Source organism: Georgenia sunbinii, assembly GCF_036421875.1.
GTDB lineage: Bacteria > Actinomycetota > Actinomycetes > Actinomycetales > Actinomycetaceae > Georgenia_B > Georgenia_B sunbinii.
In genome coordinates, this window is record NZ_JAZGOL010000004.1 from 212,378 (window position 1) to 229,050 (window position 16,673).

Genomic DNA, 16,673 nt, shown 5'->3' on the forward strand with positions numbered 1-16,673 from the left:
AGGTGATCAGACGGGCAGCCGGTCGGTCAGGGGAGCGTGTCGTCGCGGCACATCGAGGTGCGATGACCGCCACTGCCGCGCGGCGTCAGGCGGCGATGCTCGCCGTCGTCACGGTCGCCCTCGCCGGGTGCGCCGCCGGCGCGGAGGAGACCGACGTCGCGGCCGGCACGACCATCGTGCTGGCCGACCCGCAGCCGCTGGGGGAGTACAACCCGGTCGGCGGCTACGGGGAGCTCGGCGTCTCGCCGCTGTACGACGGTCTGCTGCGCCCGCAGGCGGTCTCCGACGAGCAGCTGCCCGCGCTGGTGCCGGGCCTCGCCGCCGCGCAGCCGTCGAGCAACGACGACAGCACGGTGTGGGACGTCCCGCTGCGTAGCGACGTCCACTTCTCCGACGGCACCAGCCTGACCGCCGACGACGTCGTGGCCACCTACGAGGCCGTGCTCGACCCGGCATCGGCGTCCGGCATCGCCGCGTCCTACGCGATGATCGACGCCGTCACCGCCGTCGATGACCACCACGTCCGCTTCGAGCTCGCGCACCCCTACGCCGCGTTCCCGGCGCTCCTCCTGCTCGGGATCGCGCCGGCCGAGCACCTCACCGGCGGCCCGGCGCTCGACTCCCCGCTCAACCGGCAGCCCGTCGGTACCGGCCCCTACGTGCTCACCGACCTCACCGCCGAGCAGGCCGTGCTCGAGGCCAACCCCGACTACTGGGCAGGGGCGCCGGAGGTCACCAGACTCGTCGTCGTCCACATGCCCGATGACAACGCCCGCGCGCAGCGGATGCGCGCCGGCGACATCGACGGCACGGTGCTGCCACCGGCGCTCGCCCGGTCCTTCGAGAACGACGACGGCGCGACGGTCCACGCCGTCCAGTCCGCCGACTGGCGCGGTGTCTCCCTGCCGGCGGACAACCCGCTGACCGCCGACGAGCGGGTGCGGCTGGCGATGAACCTCGGCGTCGACCGGCAGTCGATGATCACCGACGTCCTGGCGGGGCACGGCCGCCCTGCCCACTCCCCCGCGGCCGCGGTCTACGGCGACGGCTTCGACCCCGCCGCCACCTTCGACCACGACCCGGACCGGGCGCGCGCTCTGCTCGAGGACGCCGGCTGGCTGCCGGAGGCCGACGGTGTGCGCGTCCATGACGGCGCCCGCGCCGAGCTCACCGTCCTGTACCCCGCACCCGACACCGTCCGTCGGGACCTCGCCACCGCGTTCGCCGCCGACATGGCCGAGCTCGGCATCGACGTCACCCTCGCCGGCAGCTCGTGGGACGAGATGGACCGGCGGGTGGCCGACAGCGCCATCCTGCTCGGCGGCGGCGACCGGCCCTACGACCTCGACACCCAGATGTACGGTGCGCTGCACGGCCGCGCGGCGAGCACCGCGACCTACGACAACCCCGCCGGCTTCCAGATCCCTGGTGTCGACGACGCGCTCGACGACGCCCGCCGCACCCTCGACCCGGTTCACCGTGCGCAGCAGTACCGCGCGGTACAGCGGGCCTACGTCGAGCACCCGACCCACGTGTTCCTCGCCTTCCTCGACCACACCTACGTCTCGGTCGACGACGGCTGGGACACCGGTCCGCTCGTCATGGAGCCCCACGCGCACGGGGTGACCTGGGGGCCCTGGTGGAACCTCGCGGCATGGCACCGGTGACCGCACCGCCCGCCGGCCGCCGCGCCACCACCCGGCGCCGCACCCCGCTCGACGACGTGCCCGCCCGACGACGGCGCAGCAGGTGGCGCGACCGCCGTACGGATCTCCTGCGCCTCGTCGCGCGGCGCACGGCCATCGCGGTCCCGATGCTCGTCGCACTGTCCGCCGGGGTGTTCCTCCTCGCGGCCCGGTCGCCGTTCAACCCGCTGGCGGCCTACCTGGGCTCGCGCTACCAGCAGGCGTCCGACGCCGGCAAGGAGGCGATGGGCGAGCACCTGGGCCTCGGCACGCCCTGGTGGCAGGCATGGTGGGCGTGGGCCGGCGATGCGGTGCGGGGTGACCTCGGGTGGTCCCGGGTGTACTCGGCACCGGTCACGGAGGTCCTCGGTGACCGGTTGCCCTGGACCGTGCTGCTGTCGGCCACCGGGCTCGTGCTGGCCGTCGTCGTCGCCCTCACCCTCGGCACCCTCGCCGGGCTGCGGCCGGGGTCGCGGCTGGACCGGCTGTGCCGCGCCGTCGCCGTCGTCGTGCAGGCGGTGCCGCCCTTCGTTCTCGCGCTGGCTGCCGTCACGGTCTTCGCGGTGAGCTTGCGATGGGTGCCGGCTGCCGGCGCCACCGCCCCCGGGCAGCCCTACACCGTCGCCGGTGTCGCGACCCACCTCGTGCTGCCCGCCGCCACGCTCGCGCTCACCCAGCTGCCGTGGCTGCTGCTCGCGGTGCGCTCGTCGGTCGCCGGCACCGTCGCCTCCCCCGCCGTGCGCGGCGCACGCGCGCGAGGGGTCGGCCCGGTGCGCGTCGTCACCGGGCACGTGCTTCCCGTGTCGCTAGCCCCGCTCGTGACGATCGTCGGCGCCCGGCTGCCCGAGCTGGTCGTCGGAGCCGTGCTCGTCGAGGAGGTCTTCGGCTGGCCGGGCCTGGCCGCGGCGGTGGTGGACTCGGCCCGGGCGCTGGACTTCCCGCTGCTCGCGACGCTCACCGTGGCGACCACCGGCGCGGTGCTGCTCGGCTCGCTCCTCGCCGACGCCGCCTACCTCCTGCTCGACCCGCGGGTGAGCCCCGATGTCTGAGCGGCGCCTGGCCTGGCGCCGGTGGCTGCCCGTCGGCGTGCTGCTCGTGGTGGTGGCGTACGCGACCCTCGTCCCGTGGGCGGCGGGCGCGCCGACGGCCGACTTCCGCCAAGCGCTGCAACCACCGAGCTCCGGCCACTGGTGGGGCACCGACCACTCCGGGTACGACCTGTTCGTGCGCACCGCCGCCGGGCTGCGCGTGTCACTGCTCATCGCCGCTGTCTGCGCCGTCACCGCAACTGTGCTCGGCGGGATCGTCGGCGGGCTCGCCGCCGTCGTCGGCGGCCGCGTCGACTCCGTGGTCATGCGGCTGACCGACGGCGTCAACGCGTTGCCGCACCTGCTGCTGGGCATCGTCATCGTCGCCTTCTACCGCGGCTCGGTGCCGGCGATCATCGCCTCGATCGCGCTCACCCACTGGCCGCAGATCGCGCGGATCATCCGGGCCGAGATGCTCACGGTCCGGTCCGCGCCGTACGTCGACGCCGCCTACCTGTGGGGCGCCTCCCGCGCCGAGGTGCTGCGCCGCCACCTCCTCCCGGCGGCGCTGCCGCAGGCCGGTATCGCCGTCCTCATGCTCGTGCCTCACGCGATCTGGCACGAGTCGACGCTCAGCTTCCTCGGCCTCGGGCTCTCCCCCGACCGGCCGAGCATCGGCACGCTGCTGGAGGTTGCCCGGGGCGACGTGCTCACCGGCGCCTGGTGGACGCTCGTGGCGCCCGCCGGCGTCCTCGTCGCCACCACTCTCGCCGTCGCCGGCCTCGGCGCGAGCGTGCGTGGCGCCCGCGAGCAGCGCCAGGCGGTGATCGCGGCATGACGGCGGCACCGCAGCCGGCCGCCCGCCCGGCGGCGGAGGCCGAGGGGCTGAGCATCCGCATCCCCACCAGGTCGGCGGGACGGGCCACCTGGGTCCACGCCGCCACCGACGTCGACCTGAGCCTGGCCCCGGGGACGACGACGGCGCTCGTGGGAGAGTCCGGCGGCGGCAAGTCGATGCTCGCCAGCGCGATGTGCGGGCTGCTGCCGGCCGGGACCCGGGTGAGCGGGGCCCTCCGCGTCGCCGGGCAGGAGATGAGCCGGGCCCGCGAGCACCAGTGGCGCGTGCTTCGTGGACGCACCGTGGGGCTGGCGACCCAGTCCGGGGACATGAGCCTCACCCCGGTGCGGACCGTCGGCAGCCAGCTCGCCGAGACGATCGCCGCCCTCGGCGCGCGGGTCGGCGTGGCCGAGCTGCTGGCGAGGGTCGGCCTGGCGACGGCGACCGCCGAGCTGTACCCGCACGAGCTCTCCGGCGGGATGGCGCAGCGGGTCGCGCTGGCGGCCGCGCTCGCCGGCCGGCCGCAGGTGCTCATCGCCGACGAGCCCACCGCCGGCCTCGACCCGGCGCTCGCCGTCCACATCTTCGCCCTGCTGCGCGAGGCAGCCGACGAGGGGGCCGCCGTCCTGCTCATCAGTCACGACCTCCAGCTCGTGGAGTCGACCGGCGTCGCGGACCGGATCGCCGTCATGTACGCCGGGCGGATCGTGGAGACCGGCCCGGCCGCCGCCGTCCTCGTGCGGCCCGCGCACGACTACACCACGGCGCTGCTCGCCGCGCTGCCCTCCCGCGGGCTCCACCCGATCCCCGGCACGCCGCCCGAGCTCACCGACCTCGCACCCGGTCACTCCTTCACCGACCGCCTCCGCGACGCCGCCGAGGGGAGGGCATATGCCGATCGTCGGTGACCGGATCAGCTGCTCCTACGGCGCGACGGTGGTGCTCGACGGTGCGAGCATCCGCGTCGAGCCCGGCCAGGTCGTTGGCCTCACCGGGCCGTCCGGCAGCGGCAAGTCCACGCTCGCGCGGATCCTCACCGGCCTCCAGCTGCCCGACCACGGCGCCGTGCACGTCGACGGCACACCGGTGAGCACCAGCCGCGGTCGCATGACCGGCCACGTCGGCCTGCTGCACCAGTCACCGCGTGCGGCGACGAACCCGCGGATGCGGCTCGGCGAGATCATCGCGGAGCCGCTGCGTCGTCGCCGGCGCGCGTGGCAGCCGCCGGCCGCTCGCGATGGTGGCGGCGTGGTCATTGACGACGGCGCGGCCATTGCCGACGGCGCGGCCCGCGCGCTCGCGGCTCGCGCCGGTCTGACGCCCGACCTCCTCGAGCGCTACCCGGGGCAGGTCTCCGACGGACAGCTCCAGCGAGCCTGCGTCGCCCGCGCGCTCGCCGCCCACCCCCGCTACCTCGTGTGCGACGAGCCGACCGCCATGCTCGACGCCGCGGCCACCGCCGCCGTCGCCGGGCTGCTCCTCGAGCTCGCCGCGGCTGACATCGGGATCCTCGTCGTCAGCCACGACCACCTGCTTCTCGAGGCGCTGTGCACCACCGTGGTCGACCTGCGGGACCTCAGCGCAGCCGGTGCGGGGGCCGACCAGCGGCAAGGCAGCGGCCTTGGCTCACCCGAACGGTGGAGCCGGCGGCTGCGGCTCGGCCGCTGAGCGGTGGCGGAACCGTCGAACGAGCGTCGCTGCCTCAGCCGCGGACCGGTGTGGTGACCCTGCGCTGGCGCCGTCAGCCGGTCGCGGTCCGTCGTCCGGCGTCGGTCCCACGCGGTGACGTCCGGGGTCGGCGAACTCGCCCCGCCACCGGTGCCACGCACCGTCGACGGCAGCCTCCGCGTCGTGCGCGTGCCGGGCCAACGCCCGCGCCATCGCTCCCTCTCCGGCGAACCGGCTCTCGTGCCGGCCGTGCACCTCGGCGGGGCGGGCCCCCAGGAGCAGCACGGATGTCATGGCGCGGTTGTCGGCCATGATCCCGGGCCGTTCGCGGTGGCCGGCCTCGCGCAGGTCGAGGTCCTCGACGAGGAGCGGCCGCCCCGCGTGGTCGACCCGCATCGTCGAGCGCAGCGGCCCACCGCCGTCCTCGTAGGTGCGGCCGAGCACGAGGGTCTCGGACAGCAGCACGCGGGCGCCGGCCTCGACCGACACCCGGGTGTCACGCCGCAGGTTCGCCCCGGCCGTGACGACGAAGGGTGCCCCGCGCCACACCAGCCGCCCGCCCTGGGCGACCCGCAGCTGCGCCGACCAGTGCGCCTCGCCGCCCTGCGCGTCGTAGGCGACCGTCCCCGACGGCTCGACGAGCTCGAGCCACACCCCGGGCCCGACGTCGACCTCGATCCGCAGGTCGTCCCCGGCCAGCAGCGTGGCGTAGGAACCGACCAGCGCCAGCCGCGCCACCGGCCCGTCGACGCTCAGCGGCCGCGGGCGCAGGAACGTGCCGGCACGGAGCTCGGTGAAGCGGGTACGACCGCCCACGAGCTCCGCCCGCACCCGCGTCGCGGCCGACTCCGTCACAGATGGCTGTGCGCGTGGGTGTGCTCGGCCTCGCCGTGGCTGTGACTGTGGGCCTCGCCGTCGCCATGGCTGTGCGGCGCCATCGGCCCGGGGTCACGCGGGACGTGGCGGCCGTGACGGTAGTCCTCGAGGATCTCCCGCACCCACTGCGCCTGCTTGCCGATCGACTCGGGGTCGTGCTGGCTCAGCGCCAGCACCGGCAGGCCGTCGCGGGCCCGACGGGCGTCGGCGACCATCTGGTCGACGTCGACCCCGACGTACGGGGCGAGGTCGATCTTGTTGACGAGCAGCAGGTCGGCGCGCTCGATGCCCGGCCCGCCCTTGCGGGCGACGTCCCCGCCGCCGGCGACGTCGAGGCAGAAGATCTGGGCGTCGACGAGGGCGGGACTGAAGGTCGCGGTGAGGTTGTCCCCGCCGCTCTCGACGATGACGAGGTCCAGCGGCGCGAACTCTTCCTCGAGGTCCTCGATGGCCAGCAGGTTGGGGGTGATGTCGTCGCGGATCGCGGTGTGCGGGCAGGCACCGGTCTCCACGGCGTGGATCCGCTCGATCGGCAGCACGCCGGCCGAGCGCAGCAGCCGCGCGTCCTCGTCGGTGTAGATGTCGTTGGTGACGACGGCGATGCGCAGCTCGTCGGCCAGCTCGCGGCAGATCGTGGCGATGAGCGTGCTCTTGCCGGTGCCGACCGGCCCGGCGACACCCAGTCGCATCGCGCGCTTGGGGGCAACGGCCGCGCTGCTGGCGGTGCTGCTGGCGGTGCTGCTGCCGGTGGGCTGGTCGTGATCGGTGTCAGGCAACGAAGATCCTCCTTGTCTCGGCGCCGTGGTCGAGTGACCACTGCTCGGCTTGCGGTGCGGTGAGTGCGGGCATGTCGGCGGGCGAGCCGACGGCGAGCACGCGCTCGACGAGTGCGTCGAGGAGCGGCTCGAGTGCGAGCAACCAGGCGACGGCGTCCACCGGGTCGACAGGCGCGAGCTTGAGGGTCGCCGAGGCGACGGTCTGGGCGTCGTCGTAGAAGCTGGCACGTGCGACGGCGGCCTCGTCGGTCCCCATGATCGCCGCGACGACGCCCATCGCGACCGGTCGCAGCGGGGCGCGGCCGATCGCGCGGAGCTGGGCGACGGCGGGGTGCTCGGGCCACAGCCGGCGGGCCATCCGGACCAGGCCACGGCCGAGCATCCCCGAGACCTCCCGCAGCGGCTCGCTCGGGGTCCGCACCGCCAGCGCGTCGTGGACCGCCACGAGCCGCGCCGGGTCGTGGCGCACGGCCCGGTGCGCCAGGACGGCGGCGGAGGCCTCGACGACGGCCACCGTGCGGGCCCGCGCGGTGATGTAGTCGGGCACCAGCTCCGGCGCCATGCCCGCCGCCAGCCCCGGCTCGAGCCCGCCGGAGTAGGCGTGCCCGCCGGTGGGGAGCCGGGCGTCTGCCAGCAGCAGCGCCCCCAGGTTGCCGGGCACCGGGGCCTAGAACATCGTGTAGCGCTGCGCGAGCGGCACCACGTCGACCGGTTCGGGACGGACGAGCTCGCCGTCGATCGTGATCGCGAAGGTCTCCGGGTCGACCTCGAGCTTCGGCAGCGTCGTGTTGTTCGGCATGTCCGCCTTGCCGACGTCGCGGGTGGGGCGGACGGCGGCGAGCCGGCGGGTGAGCCCGAGGCGCTCGGCCAGGCCGTCCTCGAGGGCGGCGGGAGACACGAACGACGTCGCCAGGTGTGCGGCGGAGGTCCCCTCGGCGGGGAGGGTGGTGCGGGTGAAGACCGGCTGCGGGTTCGGTACGGCGCCGTTGGGGTCGCCCAGCGGCGCCGCGACGATCGCGCCGGACTTGATGACTGCCCACGGCCGGATACCGAAGAACGCCGGGTCCCACAGCACAAGGTCGGCCATCTTGCCGCTCTCCACCGAACCGACCTCGTGGTCGATGCCGTGGGCGGCGGCGGGGCAGATCGTGTACTTGGCGACGTAGCGCCGGGCCCGCTCGTTGTCGGCGGGGAGGTCCGAGCTCAGCGGGCCGCGGCGGTGCTTCATCACGTGCGCCACCTGCCAGGTGCGGCAGATCACCTCGCCGATGCGGCCCATCGCCTGGGCGTCGGAGGAGGTGATCGAGAGCGCGCCCATGTCCTGCAGGATGTCCTCGGCGGCCATCGTCGACGCGCGGATCCGTGACTCGGCGAAGGCGAGATCCTCCGGTACGCGGGGGTTGAGATGGTGGACGACGAGCAGCATGTCGAGGTGCTCGTCGACGGTGTTGACGGTGTACGGCAGGGTCGGGTTGGTCGAGGCCGGCAGCACGTTGGGCTCGCTGGCGACGACGATGATGTCCGGCGCGTGGCCGCCGCCGGCGCCCTCGGAGTGGAAGGAGTGGATGCCGCGGCCGGCGATCGCGTCGATGGTGTGCTGGACGTAGCCGGTCTCGTTGAGGCTGTCGGCGTGCAGCGCCACCTGGAGGCCGAACTCGTCGGCGGCGCGCAGCGCGGCGTCTATCGCGGCGGGCGTAGCGCCCCAGTCCTCGTGCACCTTGTAACCGCCGGCCCCGGCCAGCGCCTCCTCGCGCATGGCCTCGTGCGAGACGGTGCTGCCCTTGCCGAACAGGATGACGTTGAGCGGGATGTGGTCCAACGCGCGGTGCATCATCGCCAGCGACCACGCGCCCGGCGTGACCGTCGTCGCCTTGGACCCCTCGGTGGGACCGGTGCCGCCGCCGATGACCGTCGTCGTCCCGGTGGTGAGCGCCTCACGCATCTCGATCTCGCTGAGGAAGTGCACGTGGGTGTCCACGGCGCCCGCGGTGAGGATCTTGCCCTCGCCGGCGATGACGTCGGTGCTCGGGCCGATCTGCATGTCCGGGCGGATGCCGTCCATGACGTCGGAGTTGCCTGCCTTGCCGACGGCGACGATCCGGCCGTCGCGGATGCCGACGTCGGCCCGGATGATCCCCCAGTGGTCGAGCACGACGACGTTGGTGATGACGACGTCGAGCGCGCCCTGCGAGCGCAGGGTCATGCCTTGGCCCATCGACTCGCGGATGGTCTTGCCGCCACCGAACGTGACCTCGTCACCGCCGGCGGTGCGGTCCTCCTCGACCTCGATCCACAGGTCGGTGTCGCCGAGCCGGATCTGGTCGCCGGCGGTGGGGCCGTACAGCTGGGCGTACTCGCGCCGATCGATGCGACTCATGCCTGCTCCTCCTCGGCCGGCCCCTCGACCCTGGCCTCTTGGTCGCTGATGCGAATGTGCGCGCCCTTGGCGCGGTGCGGCTGCTTCACCTCGGTGTTCGGCGTCCCGAAGGGCACCACCTTCTTGGGCTCACGCTCGACGGCGTGCTCCGTCGTCGGCCGGTCACGGAGCTGGAGCCCCGGCACGTGCTTGGTGCCGCCGAGCGCGACGAGGTCGACCGTGCGGCTGACGCCGGGCTCGAGGCGCACCGACGTCCCGGCGGGCGCGTCGAGCCGGTAGCCCTGGGCGGCCTCGCGGTCGAAGTGCAGCGCCGGGTTGGCGTCGGGGAAGTGCAGGTGCGAACCGACCTGGATGGGCCGGTCCCCCGCGTTGACGACGACGATCGAGCGCCGGTCGCGGCCCTGGTTGAGCTCCAGCGGCTCGGGCCGGGTGCGGATCTCCCCGGGGATCATTGGATCGCGTCCGTGACCGTCACGAGCTTGCGGCCGTCGGGGAACGTCGCCTCGACCTGGATGTCGCCGATCATCTCCGGCACTCCCTCCATGACCTCCTCGCGGGTGAGCACGGTGCGGCCCTCCGCCATGAGGTCGATGACGCGCGCGCCCTCCCGGGCCCGCTCGATGACCCAGCACGACAGCAGCGCCGTCGCCTCGGGATAGTTGAGCAGGACGCCGCGCTCGCGCCTGTCGCGGGCGATCATCCCTGCCACGCTCAGCAGGAGCTTCTCGGTGTCTGACGGAACAAGTTGCATGAGCCACCTCGTTGTCGGTCACGGCGGTTCGACACTAGCCACGCTCCGGGGGTTGCGCCACGGGTGGCGCTGCGCCCCCGGCACCATCAGCAGCCGTCGCTCCCCCGGCGCTGCCCCCAGCGCCGCCCGGGACCTACGTCCCAGTCCCGCATATCCACGGATTCTTATGGTGGCGGAGGTCCCGGCTCAGGCCGGGACGGACCCGCTGGCGTCCTGGAGGGACATCGATGGAAGCGTTGGACCTGGCTCGGTGGCAGTTCGGCATCACCACCGTCTACCACTTCATCCTCGTCCCGCTGACGATCGGGCTGTCGGCGCTGGTGGCGGTCATGCACACCGCGTGGACCCGCACCGGCAACGAGCACTGGCACCGGCTGACGAAGTTCTTCGGCAAGGTGCTGCTCATCAACTTCGCGCTCGGCGTCGCCACCGGGATCGTGCAGGAGTTCCAGTTCGGGATGAACTGGTCGGAGTACTCCCGGTTCGTCGGTGACATCTTCGGCGCCCCGCTGGCCATCGAGGCGCTCGCCGCGTTCTTCCTCGAGTCGACCTTCCTCGGGCTGTGGGTCTTCGGCGAGGGGAGGCTGCCCCGCTGGCTGCACACCGCCTGCATCTGGGCGGTCGCCGTCGGCACCACGATCTCCGCCTACTGGATCCTCGCCGCCAACTCCTGGATGCAGCACCCCGTCGGCGCGGTGTTCAACCCGGAGACGGGCCGCGCCGAGCTCGACGGCGTCGCCGGCTTCCTTGAGGTGATGACCAACAACACGCTGCTCGCGGCGTTCTCGCACACCATCACCGCGGCGTTCCTCGTCGCCGGCACCTTCGTCGCCGGGATCTGCGGCTGGTGGCTGGTGCGCTCGGTGCGCGCCGGCCGGCAGGACGAGGCACGCCACGTGTGGCGCCGCGGCGCGTACGTCGGCCTGGTGACGATCCTCATCTCCGGCGTCGGGATCATCGCCAGCGGCGACGTCCAGGGCAAGCTCATGTACCAGCAGCAGCCGGGCAAGATGGCCGCCGCCGAGGCGGTCTGCGAGGGCGGCGAGGGCGTCGGGTTCTCGCTGCTGTCGATCGGCAACCCGCTGAGCAACGACTGCCGCGACGTCGTCCACCTGCTGGAGGTCCCGTTCCTCACGTCCTTCCTCGGCACCGGCGCGGTCACCGGTCCGGAGAGCTACCTGCCCGGCGTCACCGAGGTGCAGGAACGCCAGATGGAGCTCTACGGGGACCTGCCCGGCGTCGACGAGGACACCGAGTTCTACCCGAACCTGTTCATCGCGTTCTGGAGCTTCCGGCTGATGATCGGCCTGGCCGGGTTCTCCGCCGCGCTCGCGCTGGCCGGGCTGTGGCTGCTGCGCAAGGGACGGGTCACCGACAGCGTGTGGTTCTCGCGGCTGTGCCTGGTCGCGCTGCCGATGCCGTTCCTCGCCTCGAGCTTCGGCTGGATCTTCACCGAGATGGGCCGCCAGCCGTGGGTGGTGCACCCCAACCCGGCCAACCCGGTCGACAAGGTCATGCTGCTCACCACCGACGGCGTCTCCACGGTGGTCCCGGCGGGCCAGGTGCTCACCTCGCTCATCGCGTTCACGCTGCTGTACGCGGCACTCGGCGTCGTGTGGTTCGCGCTCATCCGTCGTTACGTCCTCGAGGGCGTGGAACCGATCGACCCGGTCGACGACGACGAGGACGACGACGCACCCGCCCCCACCCTGTCGTTCGCCTACTGACCGGACCGAGGAGAAGACCATGGATCTGCCACTGCTGTGGTTCGGGCTCATCGCCGTGCTGTGGGCCGGCTACTTCGTCCTCGAGGGGTTCGACTTCGGGGTCGGGATGCTGCTGCGCACCTTCGCCCGGGACGAGCGCGAGCGCCGGGTGCTGCTGCGCACCATCGGCCCGGTGTGGGACGGCAACGAGGTGTGGCTGCTCACCGCCGGCGGTGCCACCTTCGCGGCGTTCCCGGAGTGGTACGCGACGATGTTCTCCGGCTTCTACCTGCCGCTGCTCATCATCCTGCTCGCGCTCATCGTGCGGGTCTGCGCCCTGGAGTGGCGCGCCAAGATCAATGACGTGCGGTGGCGCAACCGGTGGGACGTCGCGCTGACCTTCGGCTCCTGGGTGCCCGCGCTGCTGTGGGGAGTGGCGTTCGCCAACCTCGTGCAGGGCATGGAGATCGAGGTCATCGACGGCAACCACCAGCTCACCGGCGGCTTCTTCTCGCTGCTGACGCCGTTCACGCTGCTCGGCGGCGCGATGACGCTGCTCCTCTTCCTCACCCACGGCACGGTGTTCGTCGCGCTGAAGACCGCCGGCGAGGTCCACGACCGGGCGGCCACGCTGGCCAAGCGGCTGGCGGTGCCCTCGGCCGCCGTCGTCGTGGTCTGGCTGCTGTGGGCGCAGCTGTTGTTCTCCGACAACCTCGTCTCGTTGGTCCCCCTGGCGCTCGCCGCCGCCGGGGTGCTCGGCGCGATCGCCGCGACCCTCCGCGAGCGCGATGGGTGGGCGTTCGTGCTCCACGCCGTCGCGATCCTCGCCGTCGTCGGTTTCATGTTCACCGCGATGTTCCCCCACGTGATGCCGTCCTCGCTCGACCCGTCGGCGTCGCTGAGCATCGCCGGCGCGGCCGCCTCGCCCGCGACGCTCACCGTGATGAGCATCGTCGCGCTGTTCTTCGTGCCGGTCGTGCTCGGCTACCAGGGCTGGACGTACTGGGTGTTCCGCAAGCGGGTGTGGGCGAGCGACATCGTCGGCGACGAGGGGCTGCACCCGAGCGACGTCCGCACCTTCGAGGACGCCGCGGCGCCCACGGCGCCCGGGCCCGAGGCGCGCTAGGTGCGACCGCTCGATCCCCGGCTGCTGCGCCACGCCACCGCGACCCGCCGCTACATCGCGCTCACCGCGACGACCGGGCTGGTGCTGGCCGCGCTGGTCGTGGCGCAGGCGCTGCTCATCGCCCACGCCGTCGCACCGGTGATCGACGGCGACGCCGGCTGGGCCGAGGCCGCGCCGCTCGCCGGCGGGCTGGTGCTGGTGGTCGTGACGCGGGTGCTGGTGACGGTGCTGCGGGAGTCGCTGGCGCACCGGGCGGCCCGCGACGTCGTCGCCGAGCTGCGCTCCGCGGTGCTCGACCGCGCGGTGGCGCTGGGTCCGCGCGCGATCCCGGAGAGCCGGGAGCTGAGCACGCTGGTCACCCGCGGCCTGGACGACCTCGAGCCGTACTTCGTGCGCTACCTCCCCCAGCTGCTGCTCGCCGCGACGCTCACGCCGGCCACGCTGGTGGTGATCCTCGGCCTGGACCTGTGGTCGGCGGTGATCGTCGCCGGCACCATCCCGCTCATCCCGGTGTTCATGTGGCTCATCGGGGTGCTCACCCAGCGCCACGCCGACGAGCGGCTCACCGCGATGCAGCGGCTCGGCGCCCAGCTGCTCGACCTGCTCGCCGGGCTCAGCACCCTCAAGGCGCTGGGCCGCGAGCACGGTCCCGCGCGGCGGGTGCGCGAGCTGGGGCAGGCCTACACCCGCACGACGATGGGCACGCTGCGGGTGGCGTTCCTCTCCGGCGCGGTACTGGAGTTCCTCGCCTCGATCGCGGTCGCGCTCGTCGCGGTGACCATCGGTACCCGGCTCGTCTACGGCGGGCTGGACCTCACCACCGCGATGGCCGTCCTCATGCTCGCCCCGGAGGCCTACCGCCCGATCCGCGAGGTCGGGGCGCAGTTCCACGCCTCCGCCGACGGGCTCGCCGCCGCGGAGAAGGCGTTCGCGGTGCTCGAGCGCCCGCTGCCCGCCGCCGGGACGCTGACCGCGCCGGCGGTCGGCTCACTGGTGCTCGAGGACGTCGCGGTGCGGGCGCCCGGACGCGACCTGCTGGCGCCCGCCGGGGTGTCGGCCCGGGTGCGACGAGGGCGGATCACCGCGCTCGTCGGGCCGTCGGGCGGTGGGAAGACGACGACGGCGCTCGTCGCGCTCGGCCTGCTGCGGCCGGACGCCGGGCGGGTGCTGCTCGTGCCCGACGGCGGGGGTGCGAGGGCGGGGGCGGGTGCGGGCGCGGGGGCGGGGCTCGATCTCGTCGACGTCGACCCGGGATCCTGGCACCGCCAGGTGACCTGGGTGCCGCAACGACCGGTCCTCACCCCCGGCACGATCGCCGAGGCGGTGCTCGGCGCCGGCCGGCCGGTCGACGACCGAGCCCGGGAGGCCGCCCGCGCGAGCGGGCTGGCCGAGGTGCTCGCGACGCTGCCCGACGGCTGGCAGACGGCGGTCGGTCACGGCGGCGCCGGTCTGTCCCTCGGGCAGCGGCAGCGGATCGCGCTCGCCCGCGCGCTGCTCACCGACACCCCGTTCGTCGTCCTCGACGAGCCCACCGCCCACCTCGACGCCGCCAGCGAGCAGCATGTGCTCGACGTCGTCGCCGAGCTGCGCGACGCCGGCCGCGCGGTGCTCGTCATCGCCCACCGACCGCGGCTCGTCGCGCTCGCCGACGACGTTGTCGAGGTCCGCAGCGCCCGGATCGCCTCCGGAGACAGCGACGACGTGACACCGGTGGGTGCGCGTGCGGGTGCGGGTGCGGGTGCGGCAGGACCCCGCGCGGAGGACTCGCGATGAACCAGCTGCTCGACGCCCAGGATCGTGCGGCACTGCGACGCGCGATCACCCTCCTCGACCTCGACCGGGGCCGGCTGGCCCTCGCGGTGCTGGCGGGGGCGGCCGGCCTGGGCAGCGCCGTCGGGCTCTCCGCGGTCGCCGCCTGGCTGATCGCCCGCGCGTCTCAGATGCCGTCGGTGCTGGAGCTGACCGTCGCCTCCGTAGCGGTGCGGATGTTCGGCATCTCCCGTGGTGTCATGCGGTACGTCGAGCGCCTCGCGTCGCACGACGTCGCGCTGCGCGGCATGGCCTCGCTGCGCGAGCGGGTCTACACCACGCTGGCCGACGCCCCGACCGACACCGTCGCCGGGCTGCGGCGAGGCGATCTGCTCGCCCGGACCGGCGGCGACGTCGACGCGGTCGGCGACGTCGTCGTGCGCGCCCTGCTGCCCGCTGCGGTGGCCGCCGTCGTCGGGGTCGGCACCGTCGTCCTCGTGGGCTGGCTGCACCTGGGGATCGGTGCGGTGCTCGCCAGCTGCCTGCTGCTCGCCGGGGTGGTGGGACCGATGCTCGCGATGCGGGCCGCGCGGCTCGACGAGCTCGCGCAGGTGACCGCGCGCGGCGACCTCGCGGCGATGTCGATGACGATGCTCGACGGTGGCGCGGAGCTGACCGTCGCCGGCCGGTTGCCGCAGGCGCGGGCCGCGCTGCGTGACACCGAGGACCGGATCGCCCGCGCGAAGGACGCCGCCGCTCGGCCTGCTGCCCTGGCCGCCGGGATCGACCAGCTTGCGACGGGGATCGCGGTGCTCGCCGCGATCGTGCTCGGCATCGGCGCCACGATGGCCGGCACCATGGTCCCGGTGGAGCTCGCGGTGGTCGTGCTGACCCCGCTGGCCGCGTTCGAGGGCACAGCCCTGCTCGGCCCCGCAGCGATCCAGCTCGTCCGCTCCGCCGGCGCCGCCCGCCGCGTCCTCGCCCTCCTCACCCCCACCATCACCGACAGCAGGATTGTCACCGACAGCAGGATTGTTCCCGACAGCAGACTTGTCGCCGACAGCAGACTTGTCACCGACAGCAGACTTGTCACCGACAGCAGGATTACCCCCGACAGCAGACTTGTCACCGACAGCGGGATTACCCCCGACAGCAGGATTACCAGCGACAGCAGGATTGTCAGCAACGCTTCTCAGCCAACGTCATCGCAGCCAGCAGATGGAGGCGCGGGGACAAGTCAGCTCTCGGCGACAAGTCAGCTCTCGGCGACAACCCCGCTCTCGGCGACAAGTCAGCTCTCGGGGACTCGGCTGGGCGTGGGGTGGTCGCGGGGCGGGGTGGTCGCCGAGGGGATCGACATCGACCTCTCCCCCGGACGGAGCATCGCCGTCGTCGGGCCGAGCGGGATCGGCAAGACGACCCTGCTCCTCACCCTCGCCGGGCTCATCGCGCCACGTGGTGGGAGCGTCCGCCTCAACGGCCGGCCGGTCGCCGAGCTCGAGCGGACTGAGGTGAGCCGCGCCGTCGTCCTCACCGCCGAGGATGCGCACGTCTTCGCGACGACGGTGCTGGAGAACCTGCGGGTCGCGCGCGGCGACGTCGGCCCGGACGAGGCCGCTGAGCTGCTCGAGCGCGCCGGGCTCGGTCGCTGGCTCGCCGCGCTGCCCGACGGCCTGGACACCATGCTCGCGCCGGACGCCACGTCGCTGTCCGGCGGCGAGCGGCGGCGCCTGCTGCTCGCCCGCGCGCTGGCGAGCCGCGCACCGCTGCTGCTCCTCGACGAGCCGGGCGAGCACCTCGACCCCGCCACCGCGGACCGCCTCGTGACCGATCTCCTCACCACCGCGGACACCGAGCGGGGCGTCCTGCTCGTCACCCACCGGCTCAGCCCGCTCGCCGCGGCCGACGAGGTCCTCCTCCTCGGCCGCCCGGGCGACGCTCGTCCCGACGACGCTCGTCCCGACGACGCTCGCGCCCGGGAAGCCGCTCCCGCGACAGTCCTCGCCCGCGGCCCGCACGCCCGCCTCCTCGCCACGGTGCCGGCCTACCGGTGGGCGGTCGAGCAGGAGTCGGGCTGAGCGCCGGCCAACCGT

The 16,673-nt window shown here is 73.8% G+C and carries 15 protein-coding genes; 9 read left to right on the forward strand and 6 right to left on the reverse strand.

From position 1 onward, the window contains the following. Positions 1-62 precede the first annotated feature (62 nt). The 5 genes from V2J52_RS12075 to V2J52_RS12095 are packed head-to-tail and all read left to right on the forward strand — an operon-like array spanning position 63 to position 5,219. Entirely contained in the window at positions 63-1,667 is a 1,605-nt protein-coding gene (locus V2J52_RS12075; protein ID WP_331227967.1) for an ABC transporter substrate-binding protein, read from the forward strand. Further along, on the forward strand, positions 1,655-2,734 hold the full coding sequence (locus tag V2J52_RS12080) for an ABC transporter permease (protein ID WP_331227968.1): 1,080 nt from the start codon (positions 1,655-1,657) through the stop codon (positions 2,732-2,734). The genes V2J52_RS12075 and V2J52_RS12080 overlap by 13 nt, the downstream gene beginning before the upstream one ends. Continuing rightward, positions 2,727-3,551: an ABC transporter permease gene (locus V2J52_RS12085; RefSeq protein ID WP_331227969.1), complete on the forward strand. Its 825-nt coding sequence runs from the start codon at positions 2,727-2,729 to the stop codon at positions 3,549-3,551. The genes V2J52_RS12080 and V2J52_RS12085 overlap by 8 nt, the downstream gene beginning before the upstream one ends. After that, positions 3,548-4,459 carry an ABC transporter ATP-binding protein gene (locus V2J52_RS12090; RefSeq protein ID WP_331227970.1) on the forward strand — a complete coding sequence of 304 codons (912 nt, stop codon included), beginning with the start codon at positions 3,548-3,550 and terminating at the stop codon, positions 4,457-4,459. The genes V2J52_RS12085 and V2J52_RS12090 overlap by 4 nt, the downstream gene beginning before the upstream one ends. Further along, positions 4,443-5,219 (forward strand): ATP-binding cassette domain-containing protein, encoded by a 777-nt coding sequence (locus tag V2J52_RS12095; RefSeq protein ID WP_331227971.1) that lies wholly within the window; start codon positions 4,443-4,445, stop codon positions 5,217-5,219. Before V2J52_RS12090 ends, V2J52_RS12095 begins: the two co-directional genes overlap by 17 nt. On the opposite strand, the gene V2J52_RS12100 is transcribed toward V2J52_RS12095, so the two are convergent. The 6 genes from V2J52_RS12100 to V2J52_RS12125 form a co-directional block, all read right to left on the reverse strand. Beyond that, the gene (locus tag V2J52_RS12100; protein ID WP_331227972.1) at positions 5,178-6,074 is read right to left on the reverse strand and encodes an urease accessory protein UreD; all 897 of its coding nucleotides are present in this window, start codon (positions 6,072-6,074) and stop codon (positions 5,178-5,180) included. The genes V2J52_RS12095 and V2J52_RS12100 overlap by 42 nt on opposite strands. Continuing rightward, positions 6,071-6,784, reverse strand: coding sequence for an urease accessory protein UreG (gene ureG, locus V2J52_RS12105; RefSeq protein ID WP_331228097.1), 714 nt, complete (start codon positions 6,782-6,784; stop codon positions 6,071-6,073). Before ureG ends, V2J52_RS12100 begins: the two co-directional genes overlap by 4 nt. A gap of 79 nt (positions 6,785-6,863) precedes the next feature. Further along, a complete protein-coding gene (locus tag V2J52_RS12110) occupies positions 6,864-7,532 on the reverse strand; it encodes an urease accessory protein UreF (protein ID WP_331227973.1) in 669 nt (222 codons plus the stop codon). A 6-nt stretch (positions 7,533-7,538) separates the two neighbouring features. After that, on the reverse strand, positions 7,539-9,248 hold the full coding sequence (locus tag V2J52_RS12115; RefSeq protein ID WP_331227974.1) for an urease subunit alpha: 1,710 nt from the start codon (positions 9,246-9,248) through the stop codon (positions 7,539-7,541). Beyond that, positions 9,245-9,700, reverse strand: coding sequence for an urease subunit beta (locus V2J52_RS12120; RefSeq protein WP_331227975.1), 456 nt, complete (start codon positions 9,698-9,700; stop codon positions 9,245-9,247). The genes V2J52_RS12115 and V2J52_RS12120 overlap by 4 nt, the downstream gene beginning before the upstream one ends. Next, the gene (locus V2J52_RS12125) at positions 9,697-9,999 is read right to left on the reverse strand and encodes an urease subunit gamma (protein WP_331227976.1); all 303 of its coding nucleotides are present in this window, start codon (positions 9,997-9,999) and stop codon (positions 9,697-9,699) included. Before V2J52_RS12125 ends, V2J52_RS12120 begins: the two co-directional genes overlap by 4 nt. A gap of 227 nt (positions 10,000-10,226) precedes the next feature. On the opposite strand from V2J52_RS12125, the gene V2J52_RS12130 reads away from it, so the two are divergent. The 4 genes from V2J52_RS12130 to V2J52_RS12145 are packed head-to-tail and all read left to right on the forward strand — an operon-like array spanning position 10,227 to position 16,658. Further along, positions 10,227-11,726, forward strand: a complete 1,500-nt coding sequence (locus tag V2J52_RS12130; RefSeq protein WP_331227977.1) for a cytochrome ubiquinol oxidase subunit I — start codon at positions 10,227-10,229, stop codon at positions 11,724-11,726. A 19-nt stretch (positions 11,727-11,745) separates the two neighbouring features. Beyond that, positions 11,746-12,831 (forward strand): cytochrome d ubiquinol oxidase subunit II, encoded by a 1,086-nt coding sequence (gene cydB / locus V2J52_RS12135; RefSeq protein WP_331227978.1) that lies wholly within the window; start codon positions 11,746-11,748, stop codon positions 12,829-12,831. Beyond that, positions 12,832-14,604 (forward strand): thiol reductant ABC exporter subunit CydD, encoded by a 1,773-nt coding sequence (cydD, locus tag V2J52_RS12140; protein ID WP_331227979.1) that lies wholly within the window; start codon positions 12,832-12,834, stop codon positions 14,602-14,604. It abuts the gene before it with no gap. Next, the gene (locus V2J52_RS12145) at positions 14,601-16,658 is read left to right on the forward strand and encodes an amino acid ABC transporter ATP-binding/permease protein (protein WP_331227980.1); all 2,058 of its coding nucleotides are present in this window, start codon (positions 14,601-14,603) and stop codon (positions 16,656-16,658) included. Before cydD ends, V2J52_RS12145 begins: the two co-directional genes overlap by 4 nt. Positions 16,659-16,673: the final 15 nt, after the last annotated feature.

What these genes read in the sequence shown, in the direction of transcription:
- V2J52_RS12130 (WP_331227977.1), top strand. Translation starts at nt 10,227, where the DNA reads ATGGAAGCGTTGGACCTGGCTCGGTGGCAGTTCGGCATCACCACCGTC.
- V2J52_RS12115 (WP_331227974.1), bottom strand. Translation starts at nt 9,248, where the DNA reads ATGAGTCGCATCGATCGGCGCGAGTACGCCCAGCTGTACGGCCCCACC.
- V2J52_RS12120 (WP_331227975.1), bottom strand. Translation starts at nt 9,700, where the DNA reads ATGATCCCCGGGGAGATCCGCACCCGGCCCGAGCCGCTGGAGCTCAAC.
- V2J52_RS12080 (WP_331227968.1), top strand. Translation starts at nt 1,655, where the DNA reads ATGGCACCGGTGACCGCACCGCCCGCCGGCCGCCGCGCCACCACCCGG.
- V2J52_RS12075 (WP_331227967.1), top strand. Translation starts at nt 63, where the DNA reads ATGACCGCCACTGCCGCGCGGCGTCAGGCGGCGATGCTCGCCGTCGTC.
- V2J52_RS12085 (WP_331227969.1), top strand. Translation starts at nt 2,727, where the DNA reads ATGTCTGAGCGGCGCCTGGCCTGGCGCCGGTGGCTGCCCGTCGGCGTG.
- V2J52_RS12090 (WP_331227970.1), top strand. Translation starts at nt 3,548, where the DNA reads ATGACGGCGGCACCGCAGCCGGCCGCCCGCCCGGCGGCGGAGGCCGAG.
- V2J52_RS12125 (WP_331227976.1), bottom strand. Translation starts at nt 9,999, where the DNA reads ATGCAACTTGTTCCGTCAGACACCGAGAAGCTCCTGCTGAGCGTGGCA.
- V2J52_RS12145 (WP_331227980.1), top strand. Translation starts at nt 14,601, where the DNA reads ATGAACCAGCTGCTCGACGCCCAGGATCGTGCGGCACTGCGACGCGCG.
- ureG (WP_331228097.1), bottom strand. Translation starts at nt 6,784, where the DNA reads ATGCGACTGGGTGTCGCCGGGCCGGTCGGCACCGGCAAGAGCACGCTC.
- cydB (WP_331227978.1), top strand. Translation starts at nt 11,746, where the DNA reads ATGGATCTGCCACTGCTGTGGTTCGGGCTCATCGCCGTGCTGTGGGCC.
- V2J52_RS12095 (WP_331227971.1), top strand. Translation starts at nt 4,443, where the DNA reads ATGCCGATCGTCGGTGACCGGATCAGCTGCTCCTACGGCGCGACGGTG.